At 33.8% G+C, this 19,624-nt stretch carries 21 protein-coding genes; all 21 read right to left on the bottom strand.

Features of this window, described 5'->3' with window-relative positions; all coding sequences use genetic code 11:
- The 21 genes from ACVC43_RS15825 to ACVC43_RS15725 all read right to left on the bottom strand — a co-directional run bounded on the left by ACVC43_RS15825 (position 1) and on the right by ACVC43_RS15725 (position 19,584).
- Positions 1–798, bottom strand: a complete 798-nt coding sequence (locus tag ACVC43_RS15825) for a hypothetical protein (RefSeq protein ID WP_452225516.1) — start codon at positions 796–798, stop codon at positions 1–3.
- A 54-nt stretch (positions 799–852) separates the two neighbouring features.
- Entirely contained in the window at positions 853–2,085 is a 1,233-nt protein-coding gene (locus ACVC43_RS15820) for a murein hydrolase activator EnvC family protein (protein ID WP_452225515.1), read from the bottom strand.
- Positions 2,082–2,861 (bottom strand): DUF4292 domain-containing protein, encoded by a 780-nt coding sequence (locus tag ACVC43_RS15815; protein WP_452225514.1) that lies wholly within the window; start codon positions 2,859–2,861, stop codon positions 2,082–2,084. Before ACVC43_RS15815 ends, ACVC43_RS15820 begins: the two co-directional genes overlap by 4 nt.
- A complete protein-coding gene (locus tag ACVC43_RS15810; protein ID WP_452225513.1) occupies positions 2,862–4,226 on the bottom strand; it encodes a tetratricopeptide repeat protein in 1,365 nt (454 codons plus the stop codon). It lies immediately after the preceding gene.
- Between the two features lie 49 nt (positions 4,227–4,275).
- Complete coding sequence (locus ACVC43_RS15805; RefSeq protein ID WP_452225512.1) at positions 4,276–5,295, bottom strand: sugar phosphate nucleotidyltransferase; 1,020 nt, start codon at positions 5,293–5,295, stop codon at positions 4,276–4,278.
- 41 nt (positions 5,296–5,336) lie between these two features.
- Positions 5,337–5,771, bottom strand: coding sequence for a dUTP diphosphatase (dut, locus tag ACVC43_RS15800; protein WP_452225511.1), 435 nt, complete (start codon positions 5,769–5,771; stop codon positions 5,337–5,339).
- A 33-nt stretch (positions 5,772–5,804) separates the two neighbouring features.
- Complete coding sequence (locus tag ACVC43_RS15795; protein ID WP_452225510.1) at positions 5,805–7,265, bottom strand: oligosaccharide flippase family protein; 1,461 nt, start codon at positions 7,263–7,265, stop codon at positions 5,805–5,807.
- A 62-nt stretch (positions 7,266–7,327) separates the two neighbouring features.
- On the bottom strand, positions 7,328–7,804 hold the full coding sequence (locus ACVC43_RS15790; protein WP_452225509.1) for a hypothetical protein: 477 nt from the start codon (positions 7,802–7,804) through the stop codon (positions 7,328–7,330).
- A gap of 36 nt (positions 7,805–7,840) precedes the next feature.
- Positions 7,841–8,350, bottom strand: a complete 510-nt coding sequence (locus ACVC43_RS15785) for a hypothetical protein (RefSeq protein ID WP_452225508.1) — start codon at positions 8,348–8,350, stop codon at positions 7,841–7,843.
- A gap of 120 nt (positions 8,351–8,470) precedes the next feature.
- Positions 8,471–9,331, bottom strand: coding sequence for an ATP synthase F1 subunit gamma (gene atpG, locus ACVC43_RS15780; RefSeq protein WP_452225507.1), 861 nt, complete (start codon positions 9,329–9,331; stop codon positions 8,471–8,473).
- Positions 9,332–9,429: 98 nt separating this feature from the next.
- Positions 9,430–11,010: a F0F1 ATP synthase subunit alpha gene (gene atpA / locus ACVC43_RS15775; protein WP_452225506.1), complete on the bottom strand. Its 1,581-nt coding sequence runs from the start codon at positions 11,008–11,010 to the stop codon at positions 9,430–9,432.
- A gap of 42 nt (positions 11,011–11,052) precedes the next feature.
- Entirely contained in the window at positions 11,053–11,589 is a 537-nt protein-coding gene (gene atpH / locus ACVC43_RS15770; RefSeq protein ID WP_452225505.1) for an ATP synthase F1 subunit delta, read from the bottom strand.
- 5 nt (positions 11,590–11,594) lie between these two features.
- Positions 11,595–12,095: a F0F1 ATP synthase subunit B gene (locus tag ACVC43_RS15765; RefSeq protein WP_452225504.1), complete on the bottom strand. Its 501-nt coding sequence runs from the start codon at positions 12,093–12,095 to the stop codon at positions 11,595–11,597.
- 94 nt (positions 12,096–12,189) lie between these two features.
- On the bottom strand, positions 12,190–12,378 hold the full coding sequence (gene atpE, locus ACVC43_RS15760; RefSeq protein WP_013993139.1) for an ATP synthase F0 subunit C: 189 nt from the start codon (positions 12,376–12,378) through the stop codon (positions 12,190–12,192).
- A 37-nt stretch (positions 12,379–12,415) separates the two neighbouring features.
- Positions 12,416–13,561, bottom strand: coding sequence for a F0F1 ATP synthase subunit A (gene atpB / locus ACVC43_RS15755; RefSeq protein ID WP_452225689.1), 1,146 nt, complete (start codon positions 13,559–13,561; stop codon positions 12,416–12,418).
- A 141-nt stretch (positions 13,562–13,702) separates the two neighbouring features.
- Positions 13,703–14,089, bottom strand: coding sequence for a DUF6168 family protein (locus ACVC43_RS15750; protein WP_452225503.1), 387 nt, complete (start codon positions 14,087–14,089; stop codon positions 13,703–13,705).
- A complete protein-coding gene (locus ACVC43_RS15745) occupies positions 14,082–14,303 on the bottom strand; it encodes an AtpZ/AtpI family protein (RefSeq protein WP_452225502.1) in 222 nt (73 codons plus the stop codon). The genes ACVC43_RS15750 and ACVC43_RS15745 overlap by 8 nt, the downstream gene beginning before the upstream one ends.
- Complete coding sequence (locus ACVC43_RS15740; protein ID WP_452225501.1) at positions 14,275–14,676, bottom strand: bactofilin family protein; 402 nt, start codon at positions 14,674–14,676, stop codon at positions 14,275–14,277. The genes ACVC43_RS15745 and ACVC43_RS15740 overlap by 29 nt, the downstream gene beginning before the upstream one ends.
- Before the next feature lie 29 nt (positions 14,677–14,705).
- On the bottom strand, positions 14,706–17,255 hold the full coding sequence (gene porW, locus ACVC43_RS15735) for a type IX secretion system periplasmic lipoprotein PorW/SprE (protein ID WP_452225500.1): 2,550 nt from the start codon (positions 17,253–17,255) through the stop codon (positions 14,706–14,708).
- Between the two features lie 124 nt (positions 17,256–17,379).
- Positions 17,380–18,087, bottom strand: coding sequence for an ABC transporter ATP-binding protein (locus tag ACVC43_RS15730; RefSeq protein WP_452225499.1), 708 nt, complete (start codon positions 18,085–18,087; stop codon positions 17,380–17,382).
- Between the two features lie 24 nt (positions 18,088–18,111).
- Positions 18,112–19,584, bottom strand: coding sequence for a DUF5687 family protein (locus ACVC43_RS15725; RefSeq protein WP_452225498.1), 1,473 nt, complete (start codon positions 19,582–19,584; stop codon positions 18,112–18,114).
- Positions 19,585–19,624 lie beyond the last annotated feature (40 nt).

Raw genomic sequence — 19,624 nt, 5'->3', positions numbered from 1 at the left:
CTAATCTGCAAAGCCTGTATATTCTATTTTAATACTGCTTGCCTCAGGTTTAGTGATTACCACAAAATATCCACTTCCTTCTGCTCGCCAGTTGTATTGAATAGTATCTAATCGAGATGCTGCTCTACTTATAAACAAATCGCTCGACCAGATATTAGAATCTTTATCTTTTTCACTAACAGTTTCTTTGTCATTCCCTTTATGACCTGGAAAGTTAAAGGACTTTGGGATGTTATAATTGGCTTTAGCCAAATAAAAAGCTTCATGCCATTGTGTAGCTGGTAATGTAAGAGTTTCGACTGTGCCTTGATGAAAATCTTGAGGTGTATCTTTAGATTCGAAAACCGCATTAGGATTTACTGCTTTTAACCGTGTTATGTAATCCTCGTTTTTTTCTTCTTTCTCCAGAGGTGGAAAAGCACTTAAAAAGCCACTAAAAACATAACCGGTTTTTCCTTCGTAAAGTACTTGCATCATACTACCTTCTATGTTTTCTACTGCTAAATCTACGGTGTAAATGGGTGCGGTTTGTTTTAGTTTTGCACCAAATGGAATGGTGAGGAGCTTTTCGCTACTTAGTATATCCGATTTTCTTAAGGATAATCCGTTAGGCGCTAAAACATAAAAATAAGCATTTGCTAAATCGCTCTCTTGTTCGGCTTCAATTACATCTATAGGGTTTTGTTCTTTGTCGGAAAGGTATATATTGTCATCAATAGTTTTATCTGTTTTAGAAGTATTATTACAGCTAACACACATAAAACTGGCTAATAATAGGATTAAAATGGCTCTTTTCATTCTTGGAATATAGTTTAGCAAACGCTTTAATACTATTAAGATAGTATTTTTAGATTACATCTTATAAATCCAGCTCGAAGGGTCTTGTGTTTTATTATCCTTATCAATCCTGAATTTTAAAATAGTTTCACCAGTAGATGGATTTGTAAAGACTTCGCCAATCTCTTGTTTAGTGGTTATTTTATCGCCAGTTTTAACAAAAATCTTACCTAAATTCTGGTATGTAGTGATATAATTTCCGTGCTTAATCATTACAATAGGATTGCTTCGTTTCGGCGTTAAAATTCCCATAACTTCACCATTAAATACAGCACGTACTTTCGCACCTTTTTCAGTAGAGATTCTAACACCATTACTATTAATAGTTAAAGAGCGATCTACAGGCGATGGTTGTTTACCATACCGTAGTTTTACTATTCCTTTTTCTACTGGCCATGGTAATTTACCTTTACTGCCTAAAAAATCGGCAGCTAATGCCTTGGCCTCTGCAGTTAGTGCAAAGCTTTTTGTTTTAGAAGTGGTTTTTACACCAGCCTTTTTGTTAGATGCGGCAATAGCCTCACTAATAAGTTTGTCTATTTCTCTGTCTATGCGCTTAGCTTCTTTTTGTTTTGCTCTAATTTGAGCATTATAGGTGTTTAAATTCTTTTTAATAGACTGCATGATTTCTTCACGCTGCTTTCGCTCTATTTCAAGTGCTATTTGTTCTTTTTTATTTTCGGCAATGAGTTTACTTTTTGCTTCTTTTTGTACTAATAATTGTGTGTTAGCTTCTTGTAGAGCTTTTGTTTTTTCCTTTATCTTTTCGGCCTGCTCTTTTTGGTAATCGGCATATTGATTTAAATACTGAATACGTTTGTAAGCCTGCTTAAAATTTGCCGAAGACAGCAAAAACATAACACGACTCTGCTTATTTTTATTTTTATAAGACTTTTGGAGCATTTTAGAGTAGCTTGCCTTTAAAACCTCTAATTCATCTCTATTATTAGAAATTTCTTTTTGATTATTATTAATCTGGCGCGTCAATAAATTTGCCTGCTGATTTGTTACTTTTATCAAGTTTTCGCGCACACTCAGTTTATAAGTAAGGTCCTCAATTTGTGTTATCTGCGATTTCTGTTTCGTTTTGTTAGAAGATAATAAAGCATTTATTTTTTCAATTTCTCGAGAGAGTTCTAAACGTCTTGCTTCTAATTCTTTTTGTTTACCACCTTGAGAAAAAGCAAAAATGCTACTTAAAAAAAGCAGGCTAAAAATTAGTATTCTATTCTTAAAAATACGCATCATTTCTTAAGTATTATCTCATCGTAACCTGAAGGAATTGTAAATGGAAAACGAAGGTTTTCATCCAATTCAATGCCTTTAAGTTCTAAGTCTATTTGTAACTGGTCGTCGTTTTCTAAAGCAATCACTTTTATGCTTTCCGGGAGTATTTCTTCTTTTACTTTTTGATAGGCCGTATAATCTATTTGAAGCAAACGTTGCGCTTGAGATTGTGCAATTTGCTGAGAATCCATTTTAAAATGGGTAGGATTGAACAATAAGAATAATTCGAACACATTGTCTTGATTTGTGGGCTTAAGCATGTATGAGTTTTCATAAACTGAAGCGTCGTAATCCTTAGCGTTAGGCTTAAAAATTGGTTCTCCCAACAATAATGCTTGTACTTTATTAAAATCTAATTCTGTCCCTAATAACTCGCTTAAATAAGTAAAATCGCCATCGAAATAGGTGCCATCTAATTTATTGTAAAACGCTACTCTTTCTGGCGTGATTAAAGCTTTAACAATTCCTAATTTACTCATCCAAATGGTTTTATCTTTTTCCATTCTTAAAGACACAGAAACAGATTGTGATTTTTTACCATCGTTAGACTCAATTTTTACTCTTGCGCTAAGGGTGTTAAATTTTGAAAGATTTTTGCTGCTGTTTTTAACAATCTGCTTGGTAGAAAGGTTAGGGTTTAACGCGCCATTTTCTGTGATGGTTTTAGATGTTTTGCAACTTACCAAACCAATACAAAGCACAAGTATTAGCGTAATTGTTTGAGGTTTAAATATCATTTAATTAGGGATTTCTAACTTTTTAGCTTTATCACTAAACGTTTTTGCTTTAGCTAAATTGTTTAAACCAGTATAAGCTTTACTTAATTGTTTATAGAAATCGGCTTCCATTTTATTATCTTCAATAATGTAGTCCAATCCTGTTTCGAGAATTTCGACAGCGTCATTGTACCGTTTTAATTGATTGAGTGCAACACCGTTAGTGAGGTATAAAACAGGTTGCGAAGGGTATTTTTCTAAACCTGCCGCACTTTTTTCTTCGGCTATATCAAATGCTTTTAAATCGATATGCAGTAATATGATATTTCTTAAAATCCCGAAGTTATCTGGCTCAATAGCCTGTGCTTTGGCATAATATTCTATGGCTTTAGTCTTATCATCTTTCGCTAAATAATACTGTGCAATTTCCACAAAGGTTTTTGCGTCTGCTGCACTTTCGCTTACTAAAGTAGTGATATCAACCAAATCTTTTTCGTACTCGGGATTTTTACTTACAAAATTTACAAAATCTGCTAATACTTTTAACTTGGCTTCAGGTTTGATTTGTCTGCTATTTAATACTACTCGCATAGATTTAATAGCTTGTTGTGCTTTGCCATCGTCTAAATAAAACTTATACAATGCCAAATGTACTAATTGCGACTCTGGATTTATTTCAAGTAGTTTTTTAGCTGTCTCAAAGGCTTTATCCTTATCATTATTTTCGCTATACCTGAAGATTAAAGCAAGGTAGTTTTTTTCGGCATCTGGATTTTCATCAACACGATCTTCAAGATTTCTAATTTGCTGTTTCTTTTGTCCTGTAGCATTGTAAATCTGGTTTCTTAATCGGTCTCTCATGTCTGAAATACCTAATTCTTCATCCAATTCGTCTAAAACCTTTAAAGCGTCTTTATACTTTTTTGTCCGTACGTATAGAGACGCTAAATCTTCCTTATAATCAGGGTGGTATTTTACCAGTTGTTTTATGGTTTTAATTGCCTTGTCGTAATCGTTTTGCTGCGCATAACTTTCGTAGAGCTCGTCTAAATACCACTCGTTATCCGGCTCCTTATTAACTGCTTTTTTAAGGGCATCTTCGGCAGCACCAAAATTTTTAAGCTTGTTATAATTTTTCCCTAACTCAAAATACAGAATAGATTTAGAATCGTCTATTTCTATACATTTCTCAAGAGCGATAATAGCTTTGCCGTAATTTTCGATGGCTTTTTCCTTAAGCGCTTCGTAGAACAGTTCCTGGAATTCATCAGACACATTACCCAAGTCGTCATCAGGTGTTGCATTAAAATCAACCTGTGCATTGGAAAGTTGCGGAAACAGAAGCATTCCGAAAATAATTAATAATATGTTTAGTTTGTTTTTCATTGTTAAGAGCTCATTAAACAGGCTCAGCATGACATTCAATAATCAATAGTTATTCCAAAACCGAATAATCACCTATGCTAATTTTGGTGAATTTTCCATCGTACTTTACGTGGTTCCCAATCATGGCTTCGTCTAAATTAGCATTTTTTATTGTGGTTTCGTTCTGAATTAGACTATTTTTAACTGTTGAATCTTCAATTACACAATTATTACCAATCGATACGTTTGGACCTATCGTTGCATTTTTTAAAATTACATTATCGCCAATATAACATGGTTCTATAATTTTTGAGTTCTCTTTTTTTACAGAATTTGCAATTAATTGCTCCTCTGCATCGGCTTTTAAAAAGCCCAACATACGTTGGTTAGTTTCAAGTGTTACTGCTTTATTCCCGCAATCCATCCATTCGCTAACTTCTCCGGTTTTAAAGACTTTTCCGTTTTTCATCATGCCTTTAATACCATCGTTAATTTGATACTCTCCACCATTAATAATGTTATTATCAAGTACTTTCTGTAACTCGGCTTTTAAAACCGCAACTTCTTTAAAATAATAGATTCCTATTACGGCCAAATCGCTAACAAATTGCTCTGGTTTCTCTACCAGTTCTACAATTTCTTTCTTTTCATTGAGTTTTACAACGCCATAGGCTTCAGGTTTATCTACCTGCTTCACCCAAATTACAGCATCTGCTTCTGGATCCAAATTAAAATTGGCACGAATAAGCGTATCTGCATAAGCAATTACTGCTGGTCCAGAAAGCGATTCTTTAGCACACATAATTGCATGTCCCGTTCCTAAGGGTTGGTCTTGTCTGTAAATAGACGCTTTTGCTCCCAAGCTTTTTGCTAAGGCTTCTAAACTTGAAACCACGTCGTCTCCAAACCAGGCAGGATCGCCTAAGACAAAGGCTATTTCCTCAATTGGTTGGTTTAATACTTTGACAATATCTTTAACCAGACGATGTACAATTGGTTGTCCAGCAACTGGAATTAAAGGTTTTGGTACTGTTAAACTATGTGGACGCAGTCGAGAACCTCGACCTGCCATTGGTACTATTATTTTCATATTAATGCCTGCGAAAGCAAGTATTTTTAAATGTTAAACTTTTATTTTACTCCTGTACTTCCAAAACCACCAGAACCTCTTTTGGTTTCAGAAAGTGTTTCTACTTCTTGCCACTCTGCACGTTCATGTTTAGCAATTACAAGTTGTGCTATGCGTTCGCCATTTTCTATGTTAAAAACTTCGGTAGATAAATTAATTAATATTACACCTACTTCTCCTCTGTAATCGGCATCCACCGTTCCGGGTGCATTAAGCACTGTAACTCCTTTTTTAACCGCTAAGCCACTTCTTGGTCTTACTTGGGCTTCTATACCAATAGGCAGCTCTAAAAATAGCCCTGTTGGTACAATGGCTCGTTCCATTGGCTGCAATGTTATACTCTTATCTATGTTAGCTCTTAAATCCATACCTGCCGATGCTATGGTTTCGTAATGTGGTAATTTATGAGCCGATTTATTTATTATTTTTATCTTCATATTTCAATCTTTAGTCTACCCAAAGCAAAGGAATTATTTGGCCTGTAATATTTGTTTGAATTCGTTTTTTTCAAGTTGAAAAACCATGCCTAAAAATACAATTAATACACTAATTCCTATAACATAATTACCTCTAAAATTATAGAAATATACCATAGAAATTACGGTTGATAGGCCTAAGTAGAGTACTATTTTTTTAAGGTTGTAAGGTACTGGGTAATATTTTCTTCCAAAGTAAAAAGACAACAGCATCATGACTGCATAAGCCGAAAGTGTGGCAATGGCAGATCCTTTAAAACCAATAACTGGGATTAAAGCAATGTTTAGTACTAATGTAATAATTGCACCAAATACAGAAATGTAAGCACCAAACTTTGTACGATCTGTAATTTTATACCAGACCGATAGATTGTGATATATGCCTAAGCAGAAATTAGCCAATAAAATAAAAGGCACAATCCACATGGCTTCATAATAGGCTTCGCTTCTAATAATGTACGGTTTTATTACATCTGCAAAAACAACAACAGTTAAAAATATAATAGAACCAAAAGCGACGAAAAATTCTAAAATTTTTGCGTAATTTTTTTGAGGATTTTCGGTTTTAGAATGACTAAAAAAATAGGGTTCAATACCTAAGCGAAATGCTGTTGCAAATAACGTCATAAACAAGGCTAATTTGTAACAGGCAGAATACATACCAATTTGTTCATCGGCTATGTTGGCTGGCAGAAGTTTTTCTAATAAAATACGATCAAACGTTTCGTTTATAGAAAAGGCTATACCTGCAACTAACACTGGCATGGCGTAACGCATCATCTTTTTCCATAAAGCGGCATCGCATTTAAACTTAATTTTGGTGTAAAAAGGCAATAGTAATAGTAATGTTATTCCGCTTGCAATTAGGTTAGAGATAAATATGTAACTAATTTCAAAATCTGGTTTGTAGATGCTGCTAAAAAACGAATGCTCTTTGGCTAACCCTTTTAAATACAATAATAAAAAGACATTGAGGCCTAAATTAATGGCAACATTTAAAATTTTGATAACAGCGTAACGCATTGGTTTTGCTGTGGCTCTAAGCCACGCAAAAGGAATTATTACTAATGCGTCTAAGAGTAAAATAAAGAACACTAAGTTTAGGTACTTAAGTTCAATATCGATTAACACTGAAATTTGATTTCGGAAAAGGAACGCTAATCCTAATAGAGCAAAAGAACTTAATATAATTGAAACTGCTGAGGTATTTATAACTTTTTCTTGGTTTTCCTCTTTATTAAAAAACCTAAAAAAAGCCGTTTCCATACCATAGGCCAGAATAACATTAAACAGTACGAAATAGGCAAAAATAAAAGAAACACGTCCATATTCTGCAGTCGATAACACTTGCGGATCTGTGTAAAGAGGTACTAAAATAAAACTTAACATTCGTGGCAGCACCGTTGCTAAGCCATAAATAAAAGTTTGTTTAAAAAGAGATTTGAATCCGCTCAAAATGCTATTTAATAATTAGCCTAAATGTATTGATTCTATTAGACCTATAAAAGTATTTTACTTTACATTTTGTCTTTTGGTAATCCGTTTGCGTAGTACACACCTTCGCGCTCAAGAATTTTATCGACAAGGAAATATTTTATCACTCCGTTTTCAATATAACTTACTACACACTCGTTGTTCAATAAATCGAATGGGAAATCTCTTGCTGCCTGTGCTCTATCGTCTGGTGCAGCTCTTGTTAGCGTTGCTTCGTACAACCCTCTTCCTTTTTTAAGTTTACCAATCATGTTTCTAAAAAAAACATCTTCGATTGTAATTCCCTTATTGGCTTGTAAATTGGGTATGTAAATGTGCACACCATCCGTTCCAATAGTAATTGGGACCACCCAAGCTTGAAAATAGGGTGTTGTGTAGTCAATTTTTTTCTCTGTTTCTACTGGTAATTTATGTGCTCTTTTTGCGCTTGAACATTGCAATGTAGTTGCTAAAAGCAAGCACAGTAGCATAATTTTTACTGTTGATTTAAAAAAAGTCATTTTGGTTAAATTTGGGTTGGTAAATATAAGTTATTCTTAATTATTTTTTGGAGGCGCAGTAGGATAGTATTGACTTTCCTTCTCAACAATCCCATCAATTTGAATATATTTTATTGTATTATTATCTTCGTAACTTATTACACATTGGGTATCTTTTAATTTAAACGGAAAAGGTTCAGAATTATTTGGAAGGGTATTTCCATATTCTGCGTTTTCTTCGTTACTCATTATAAGATCCTTTTTCTCTGACTTTAAGCTTGCAAAATATGAAGCTTTGCCAATTTGTATTTCACCAATCATTCCTCTAAAATAAACTTGTTTCAGTGTGTAGTTATTTTTATTTATAAGGTTTGGAAAAAATAGAGTGATACCAGAACCTCCTGCCTCTTGCCCTGCAATCCATCGTTGAAAATAGGCTCCCTTAGCTTCAATCGATGCATTTTTTTCAATCTTCATTTCATTTGTGGTAACTGCTTTTTTTGAGTTCGAGCATTGCATTGCGCTTAGGCTAAAAATAGCTACAAATAATACAGTTAAAAGTTTCATTGTCTGTTTGTTAAGAATTGATAAAGATAAAAAATAGAAAGTAAACACATAAAAAAACCTTATTCAAATTGAATAAGGTTTTAAAATATTGGGTATTCCTGTCTGTGCAGGATTAAAAAATTAGTTATTTAAAGCTTCAGCACCACCAACAATCTCAAGAATTTCGTTTGTAATAGCTGCTTGACGCGCTTTATTATATGTAAGTTTTAATTGATCTCTAAGTTCTGTTGCGTTATCTGTTGCTTTGTGCATCGCTGTCATACGTGCACCATGCTCTGAGGCAAAAGAGTCTCTAATACCTTTATACAATTGCGTCTTTAAAGATTTAGGAATAAGTGCTTCTACAATTTCTATTTTAGAAGGCTCGAAAATATAATCAGTATTTACTTCGGCACCTCCTTCAATAGGAACAATTGGTAAAAACTGCTCTGTCATTACAATTTGAGTTGCTGCGTTTTTAAACTTGTTGTATACAATTTCGATTTTATCGAATTCACCACTAACAAATTTATCCATTAACATTTCAGCAATATCTGCAACGTTATCAAAAGTTAAATCATCGAAAAGTTCACTTTTATTTTCGATAACAATTCCTTTTTTAGCAAAAGCGTCATTCACTTTTTTTCCAATAGCTAAAACAGAAACTTTTTTTCCTGCATGTACATTACTTACAAGGTTTTGTGTTTGCTTTATAATGTTTGAGTTAAAAGCTCCTGCTAAACCTCTGTTAGAACTTATAGCAACAATTAATACATTTTTAACTTCACGTTGTTCAGAATACTGGCTTCCTGTATCTGCATCTAAAGTTGCGCTTAAGCTTTGTAAAAGCTCTGTTAATTTATCTGAATAAGGTCGCATTGCAGTAATAGCATCCTGGGCTTTCTTTAATTTTGCAGCCGATACCATTTTCATGGCACTGGTAATCTGCATGGTTGAAGATACCGATGATATTCTGTTACGTATTTCTTTTAAATTTGCCATTTTTTCCTCTCCTTACCTCTCCAAAGGAGAGGGATTGATTAGTGTTAAATAAAAATTCCGTTCCAACTACTCCTTCCTTACCGAAAGTGTGGTATGGATTAAGCTCTATATTTAGCTGAAAGGTCTTTACTTACAGTTAATAATGTATCTGTAACCTCATCAGTTAATTTACCTGCTTTTAAAGTATCTAAAACATCTCTATGTTTAGCGTTTAAGAATTCTAAATAATCTCTTTCGAATTCTTTTACTTTATCTACTGGTACGTCTTTTAATAAATTTTTAGATCCAGCATAAATAATTGCAACTTGATCTTCCACTTTAAATGGATCGTTTTGCGCTTGCTTTAAAATCTCAACGTTACGTTTTCCTTTTTCAATTACATTTAAAGTTACAGCATCTAAATCTGAACCAAACTTAGCGAAAGCTTCAAGCTCACGATATTGTGCCTGATCTAATTTTAAAGTACCAGATACTTTTTTCATAGATTTAATCTGTGCGTTACCACCAACACGAGATACAGAAATACCTACGTTAATTGCTGGTCGTACACCAGAGTTAAATAAATCTCCATCTAAGAAAATTTGTCCGTCTGTAATAGAAATTACATTTGTTGGAATATAGGCCGATACATCTCCTGCTTGCGTTTCGATAATTGGTAATGCAGTTAAAGAACCACCACCTTTTACAATTGGTTTTAAAGAATCTGGTAAATCATTCATCTCTTTAGCAATATCATCATCATTAATGATTTTTGCAGAACGCTCTAATAATCTTGAGTGTAAGTAAAATACATCTCCAGGATATGCCTCACGTCCTGGTGGACGTCTTAATAATAAAGATACCTCACGGTAAGCAACAGCTTGTTTTGATAAATCATCAAAAACAATTAAAGCTGGTCTTCCAGTATCTCTAAAATATTCTCCAATAGATGCTCCTGTCATTGGTGCATAAACTTGCATTGCAGCAGGATCTGATGCATTTGCAGCCACTATAGTTGTGTAAGCTAAAGCTCCTTTTTCTTCTAAAGTTTTAGCAATTAAAGCTACTGTTGATGCCTTTTGGCCTACAGCAACATATATACAGAATACAGGTTCACCTGCATCGTAAAATTCTTTTTGGTTTAGAATGGCATCAATACAAACAGCAGTTTTACCTGTTTGACGGTCACCAATTACCAACTCACGTTGTCCTCTACCAACTGGTATCATAGCATCAATTGCTTTAATTCCTGTTTGTAATGGCTCGGTTACTGGCTCTCTGTAAATAACACCTGGTGCTTTACGCTCTAAAGGCATCTCGTACGTTTCGCCTGTTATTGGCCCTTTACCATCGATTGGGTTACCTAAAGTATCTACTACACGTCCTACGATACCTTCACCTACTTGAATAGATGCAATACGTTCTGTACGTTTAACAGTCGAACCTTCTTTAACACCTACCGATGTTCCTAACAATACAATACCTACATTATCTTCTTCAAGGTTAAGTACAATTCCTTCTGCACCACCATCGAATTCTACTAATTCTCCGTATTGCGCGTTAGCTAATCCGTAAGCACGTACAATACCATCACCTACAGTTAATACTGTTCCAACTTCGTCTAATGTAGCGGTTGCTTCAAATCCTGAAAGTTGTTGTTTTAAGATTGCTGATACTTCAGCTGGTTTTACTTCTGCCATCTTTATTTAATTTTAAATTCAAAATTCTGAATTCTGAATTATTTAATTTAATGTAAATTCTCTTTTTAATTTGCTTAGTTGATTTGCAATACTTGCGTCGTATTGTAAATCGCCCACACGTAAAATAAAACCACCTATAATGGCTTCATCTATAATATTTTCTACCTCGACGTCTTTACCTGTTAGTGCCTTTGCCTTTGCTAAAACTTTTGCTTTCAATTCTTCTGTTAGAGGTAAAGCTGTTGTTACTTTTGCAACTCGAGTTCCTTTTAAATCATCGAATAATAATGAATACTGCTTAGCTACTTCTGGTAGTATGTTAATTCTCTTATTGGTAATTAACGTCTTTATAGCGTTTTCAGACAATGGATTTATGCCTTTAAAAATCTCCAGTAAAGCAGATTTTTTAATTGAATCGCTAACTACAGGGCTATTAAGTACATCACTCAACTCTTTGCTTTGTGCAACCGTATTTGCAATTAGCTTCATATCTTCATTTACAGCGTCTACTGCATTTTGATCTTGTGCCAATCTTAATACCGCTTTAGAATAACGTATTGCTGCTCTTTCTCCTGCCATAACTATTAGTTAAGTGTTGCTTCTCCTAATAAAGAATCAACTAATTCTAATTGTTTGTCTTTGTTAGATAATTCTTGACGTACTACTTTCTCTGCAATATCAATAGATAATCCTGCAACGTGGCTTTTTAATTCTGCCATAGCTGCTTTCTTTTCGCTTTCTATAGCTGCCTGTGCCTGAGCAATCATGCTGTTTGCCTGTGTTTGTGCTTCTGCCTTAGCATCATCAATCATAGCATTTTTCATCTCACGTGCTTCTTTAAGCATTGCCTCACGCTCTGCACGTGCATCGTTTAATAACTTTTGGTTATCTGCTTGAAGATTTTGCATTTCCAACTTTGCTTTCTCAGCAGCGTCTAATGCATCCTGAATGCCTTCTTCTCTTTCATTTAAAGAATTCATTATAGGTTTCCATGCAAATTTCACCATTAAGAATATTAATAGTAAAAGTAATATCGTTTGAACTACGAATAAACCTGGTGAAAAATCATTTAGTAATTTATCCATTTCTAAAAGTGTTTATTTTGTTTTCTTTTTTTAATTTAAAAACACAACCTGCAACCAACCGTTGCAGATTTGTGTTCTAAAGTTTGATTGCTGCTTATTTTCCTAAGAATAAAGCACCGAATGCTAAACCTTCTAAAAGTGCTGCAATAATAATCATCGCTGTTTGGATTTTTCCTGTTGCTTCTGGTTGACGTGCAATACCTTCCATTGCTTTTCCACCAATTTGACCAAGACCAATTCCTGCTCCGATTACGATTAAACCTGCTCCAATTAAATTGTACATAGTAAAAATATTTATAGTTAAATTAAAAAAACTCTTATTAAATGAAATCGCCTCTTACGTCTTCCGCATCAGGTATTTCGTTGCCATGTGCATCATGCTCATGATCATGGTCGTGCTCTGCTACAGCCATACCTATAAATAATGCTGAAAGCATTGTAAAGATATACGCTTGTAAGAAAGCTACTAAAACCTCAATTAATGTTATAAAAAATGATAATATTAAAGACAGTCCTGTTGCACCTGCAACCCCTAAAGATTCTTTTAAAGTGAACATAATAGCTATTAAACTCATTACTACAATATGTCCTGCAGATATGTTTGCAAACAAACGTACTAATAATGAAAATGGTTTTATTATTAATGCACCGGCTAATTCTATTATTGCCAAAACCGGACGGATTAAAATAGGTACGCCTGGCATCCATAAAATGTGCATCCAGTAATCTTTATTACCACTTGCAGTGTAAATAATTAATGTAAATATTGCCAAACATGCTGTAACTGCCAACTGTCCTGTTACATTAAACCCAAATGGTGTTAAACCTAACATGTTAAGAATCCAGATAAAGAAAAATACTGTTAATAAATAGCCTGTAAAACGTCTGTAATGTTTTTCGCCAATATTTGGTTTTGCAATTTCATCTCTAACGTATAATACAAGAGGTTCTAATACGCGTGCAAAACCAGTTGGTATTTGCTTTTTCTTGTATTGTCTTGCTAAACCAGAAAACCAAAATAGCATTAACAGTCCAATAATTAAAACACCAACTACACTTTTAGTAATAGAAAAATCTAAAACTCTGTGTGCATTAGTGGCGTGTTTTTCTGCATCATAATTTACAGTTGTGGCTCCAGCATCTAACTCGTAAATTTTAGAATGGATTTTTACGAATTTAGAACCGTTTTTTTCAACAATTACGCTACCATTGTCATTATGATGAAATGCAGACGACATAAAAGTTGTTAAACCATTGCTCCCCCAAACAATTACTGGTAATGGAAAACCAACGTGTTTACGTTCGCCAGCATCGTTTGTATAAGAAAATAAATGAAAATCGTGAGAATCTTGAATGTGATGAAGAATATAATCTTCAACCTCCTGTTTTGTATCCACTTGACCACCATTGTCACCTCCTTTATTTGCAGGGTTTTCTGCCATTGCAAGTGTGCTTGCAAAAAGCATAGAAATAATGACAAAAAATTTAAAAGTTTGTTTAGCTACCTTCATTGTTAAAAAAATCAAAAAAACTGCGTTTTTAAATTCCGTGCAAAGGTAGGTAATTATTTGAAAATAAAATTAATTTTTTGTGAATAAGTTTTTTAGCTATTTTTTATTTAAAATCTTGGCTATAAAATACACTTCGAGTGTTAAAAAAAGAAAGAGCGGAATTAGTAAATTTAAACTTTCTGTTTTTGTAAAGCTTTCTGTTTTAAATAGATGCTCTTTAAAAGCCGCTGCAAAAAACAAAATCTTTGTTATAAGTGCGAAGAGGTATAAAAAACCTAATTGAGAAATCCATTTTTCGGATTTAGATAACAACAAAAAAACACTACATATTATAAGTGAAGCAAAAAAATGAAAAATATAAATATGAAATAGTGAAAATGATAACTCAATTTTTAAAAGGTCTATAACATACCGTTGAGAAAAGTATGTAATCCCAAACAACGCTAAAAAAGAAAAAAAATAGAGACTAATTTGTTTAGTCATTGTCTTTCGAGATTTTTAAAACCTGACTAATTACTAAATACATGGCAGCAAAAACGGCAAGCATAGTAATGGTATTTTCCCAATAGGTGGTTTGGTATTTGTTATCTAACCATGCTCCAAGCATATTACCTAACCAAATGGCTCCTCCCATTTGAAAAGCAACTGATGTAAACCTTAGATAAGGACTAAGCTGTTTTTTTGGTTTTTTGGTCACCTTTTAAGTCTTTTACTGTAGATTTCATAACGCAAGATACGTTAAACGTGGCGCCTGGCTCTACTGCTAATTTTCCGGTTACCACCTCTCCTTCTATAAATGCGGTAGATTTTAAGGTTAGCGTTTCGGTTAAATTTAATTTTCCAGAAAACTTGCCTTCAAAATGTGCATTACTGCTTTGCAACGAGCCATTAATTTCTCCAGACTTACCAACAACCACTCTGCCTGGTGTTTTAACGTCGCCTTCGATTACGCCATCTATTCTTATATCGCCTTCGCTCTCGAATGTGCCTACAATTTTAGTGCCTTTGGCAATTAAGTTTTGTATTGAGCTAATTTCTTGTTGTTTGCCTTTTTTACTATCAGAAAACATAAATGTTAATTTTTAAAGGTTGTGCGAATTTATGGGTTAGTTGTATAGTCTTGTAATTTTTTATGTATTTGAAGCACCCTGTAATTTGATGAGGATATCCCGAAAAACGGACGCTCTATCTTATATTTTAATTCTGAAGGAAACAATGCTGTAAATCCTTTTGCTGTTTCAATGCTTCGTAAACCATGTACTACAACAAACGTTTTGTCTTTACTGTAAACATCTATTGAAGTGTACATATTATTGTATCCTCCTTTACTAATCGTTTCATCAAGCGTTTTCTTAAAGTTCTCCATTTCGGTATTAGCTGTGCTTGAGAATTGATAAACCACCTTGTTATTTGTCGAGCTAATATCGTCTTCAAACGTAGCATTTTCTAATGCTTTTATAGACGTATCTAAAATAGCTTGCGCCTGTACGCCTTCCTGCGTATTAGCATAGTTTACAGCAACATCGTTAATAGCGTTTTTATAGGCTTCGAAACCGCGTAATCTTCCAATTGAAAATGCTTTTAGCAACTCGAATTTAGGTACAATGGCATCGCCTTCGAATGTTGAAATGTACTTAACACTTTTTGTAATTACCTCCTCGAATTGTTGTTTTTCGAAAAGCTTGTAGGTGTCTTCGTAAATACTTTCCGGACTACTATCGTCTTTAGCTAAGGCTATTTCAGGATTGTTTAAAATTTGAGCGTAACGTGAGTCTGGGTAATTAGAAATGATTTCGTTTTTAAGGATATCCATTTCGGCAGTTCTTCCTAATGTTTCATACATTTTAAGAAGATTATATTTTGAAGGAAGTACTAAACGCTCCTCTGGCTGGTTGTTTAATAAATCTGTAAACTTAGCCTTGGACAATTCATATTCTTTAAACTTTTCCTTATAGATTAATCCTAATTGGTAGTATGCAAAATTGCGTTCTTTTACAATGCTATCTACAACTTTTTCATCGGAAGGTATCTGCGTTAAATAATAATCTACGTCTAATAATTGATTATCGTTAGTTGCTCCATCGTTATTGTCATTACTGGTAATTATTTGCGCTGCTCTTGACACGTCGGACCATCTCCAATTATCTCTGTTTTCGCGTTCTCCCCAAATACGTTGAAACTCATTTTTACCGTAAGCTACTGTTTGGTCATTGTAAAAATAAAATGATGAAGCGCCTGGAGGCCCTCCTTTCGGTTTGAAACTAGCAGCTTGATTTTGCCCTGCGTTATTTTGCGCTAAACCTTTTTTCTGAGCTTCTATTGCTAAACGCTCTTCTTCTGCTTCTTTTTCTAATTTTAGTTTGTTAACGTAATCTTCGAAATAGCGTTGTCTGTCAAACTCACCCATATTAACCAAACGGATAATACTGTCGTTAACTTCTGCTACGCCTTCGTAATAAATAACGTCGTCTAAATTTTCTCTTTTACGCTTTATAACTCTAAAAGGTTTGCTGTTTTCAACCATTTTAGTCATCGTGCTGTCGTAATAAGCTCCTGCTACCTTATAGTTGTTAACATCAAAACTCATGTCGCCAAGTGTCTCGTAGTTTCTCGCCATTAATATTTTATCTGGTGAGTTGGTACGAATAGATTTATTAAAGTAAGCTATCGCGATAGAGTCTTGTTTCTGGTTTAAATGATATTGGGCAACCTGATGATAAATCTGGTCTAAAAAAGGTCTGTTTTCTCTGTCTTTTTCAAGTTTAGTTAAGTGTTTAACAAACTCTAATTTATTACCCTTTTCGTAATCGAAATTCTTAGCCTTTTCAATATGTGCACTAATTAAATATTTACGTGGGATTTTTCGGTTTAAGTCAATTACTTTATTAAACGCAATATTTGCGCTGTCTTTATCCTGCAAGGCATTGTAAAGCTGGCCTTCTATAAAATGGTATCTGCCTTCTTCGTTGTGTTTCTTGGTAGCCTCTGCAGCTATAGCAATTTGCGTTAGCGCGCTATCTAAAGATTTTGTGTTAATATATGCCTGAGCTAAAATAGAGGTGGCATCTGCTAAGTCTTGGCCTTCTAATTCTTCCTGTTCAATTAGTCGCTTTAAGTTTTTTATAGCCAACTCATCGTTCTCTAAGCGCATGTTTGTTTTTTCTCTCCAAACCTTTGCCTGGTTAATATTACTACTGGCTGGATATTTATATAAAATATAGTTAAAAGCCTCTAAAGCAGGTACAAAACGCTGATCGAAATAACGCGCTTTACCTAACAACAAATACGCTTCGTCCATTTGCGGATTGTATTCCTTGCCCTGAATATTCATACTGTGTTTTTGGATGGCTTTTACCGCTTTTTCTTCGGCAGTGGTAAAGCTTGCGTTTTTAGATTGCCCTGGCAATGTAATCTCTTCCTCAATTTGCATGCGCTCTACTGGCAAAATATCCCAGTAATTGTCTCGGTAAGCATCGTTAAGTGTTGTACGGCCTTGCTCTAATGCATTATTACCATTGTATAAGGTGTTGTATTCTGCACCAACAGCATGCCAAGTTCTATTAACAAAACTGTCGTTTTTTCTGGAACACCCAGTTAAGATTAATGCAGCAACTGCTGTAAGTAGTATGAATTTCTTAGCTATTTTCAACGTAATGATTTTTAGTCTAATACATAACTATAAAGTTAAACGAATATTGTTAAGTAGTAGATAAGCGTGTAAAAATAAGCATCTTTTTGAGTTTATGCCAAAAAATGGGTTTAAAGTTGAATATCTAAACTGTAGCTTCACCAGAAAAATGAGCCTCCAATTCTTTTAAAGTAGCTGCACTGGTGGCTAAATCTTTTATAACTTCTCCTTTTTCTAATACCACAATACGCTCGCAAACGTCTGTAACGTGCATTAAATCGTGGCTTGACACTAAAACTGTCACTCCTTTTGTTTGGGCTAAATCTTTAATAATACCTTTTAAACGAATTTGAGTTGTTGGGTCTAAATTAGCGAAAGGCTCATCGAGAATTATAACTTCTGGATTACCAATAAGTGCCGCAACAATACCTGCTTTCTTTTGGTTTCCTTTGCTAAAATCTCTTAAGTATTTTTTCTTGTTTAATATTTCGTCATGGAAAAAATCTTCAAATTGCGATAAAAGGTTATCGACATCTACTTTGTTTTGATTGCGAAGTTCTCCAATAAAATAGAAATATTCTTCGGCTGTTAAATAACCAATTAAAAAGGATTCGTCTATAAATGCAGAAGTAAATGGTTTCCAATCTTCACTTTCATTAACCAGTATATTATTATTTTTTATGTGTCCTGTTGTTGGTTCAATTAAATCTAATAGCAAACTAAAATAGGTTGTTTTTCCTGCTCCGTTATTACCAACTAAACCAAAGCTTTGGCCTTTTGGAATATCTAAATCTTCTATATTTAATACCGTTACTCCGTTGTATGCTTTTGTAAGGTTAGATGTTGTTATCATGATTGTAATTTATTTTTCTTTTGGTTATTTTTTTTCTGAAAATGCTGCGATGGTTTTATATTTTCCTTTTTGGTAAATACCAACAATAAAACTGAAAATATATTTTCTAAAGACAATACCTAACACACCACTCATGGCAACTGTAATAAGTCCTGCATTGAAATTAATTAACTTGTAGGGTATGTAGAATAAAATCATTGGCAAGAAGACTTTTGGTAGCCCAATCATTAATTGTACTGGGTTAAAGCCATTGGTATTGCTAAAGGCTTTTGCTTTTACATTAAGCTCTATTGGCACTCTGTTTAAGGCGCCTCCAAATAATGTAATGAATGAATTTAAGCCCACATTAAATAGTGCTCCGGCAGCAATCATAGCATAAATATCCCAACCAAAGTATATGTAAGGCGTCGCTAAAATAAATGAAAGAACCACGGCAAAAACCATCAAGTACCACTTAGATTCTAAATATTGTTTGTAAGGAATATTTTGGCTCATTAAGAGTTTATAGTATTCGCTATCCCAAGAAGGAACTAATTGCCCAAAAGAGATTAAAAAGCCTCCCGTTATAAACATTGCAGCAAATGCTAAAATTGCTGGCATTTGGTTATAAGTATCTTGCGTAAAGAAAAATAATCCATAAAATAAAAACATGAAAGACATCATCATAACTTGTTTAGGTCTTACATTTCTCCATATTAGCTTCACATCGTTTTTAATAAATGGCGCTACGCTTCCAAAACGGTTCATCCAGGATAAATCGGTTGTATTAACTTCTTTTACTTTTTTAGAGACTGCATCATCTAAATAAAACCCTCTTTTTATAAAATTAAATGTCGCTTTATACAGCAAAACCAATAGACCAAGTGGTAGTAATGCTACATATGGATTATTATATAAAAAGTTGAAGGCTTCACCAATTGGTTGCGAAACATTGAAAATGTTATAATATTCTAATCCCACAAACACTACTAAAATGGTAAGTAAAACATAGAATACCATATTGTTTTTATTTACTAAAAAATTAGTAAAATTTAAACAGAGCGTAATAGCTGTAACCGCTACTAACCAGCCCAAAACGTTAAGTACTGGATAGCCTTTAAATAACATAACAATACTAAATGGGATAAAAACAAAAAGAGGTAAAATATTAAAAAACGAAATACTGGTTTTACCCAATAAATAGTGAATTACTGTACTGCGCTTTATAGGTATAACCATTAATGGTTTTACATTCATTACTGGTAGTTGTTGCATAAAATAGCGAAACAGCAAATCGAATAGAAACCAGAAAATTAGAAACTTGTTTACCGTTTCTACAGGATCGACATTTGGCACTGCTTTTTGAGCGATAAAAAACACACCTGCTCCAAAAATTAATGCAATCCCTCCAAAGTACAGTACTAAAAATGCCATTAAAATTTTTATAGCAAGTCCTTTCTGGAAATAAGAAGCGCGACGAAACTGTTTCCATTCGAGATCAATAAATCGTTTAATCATAATTAGTGGTCTTGGTTTAATGTATTAGTAATATTAACAT

Source organism: Lacinutrix chionoecetis, from assembly GCF_053604665.1.
The sequence above is the reverse complement of the archived record's forward strand: the minus strand, read 5'-3'. Positions and strand labels throughout refer to the sequence as shown.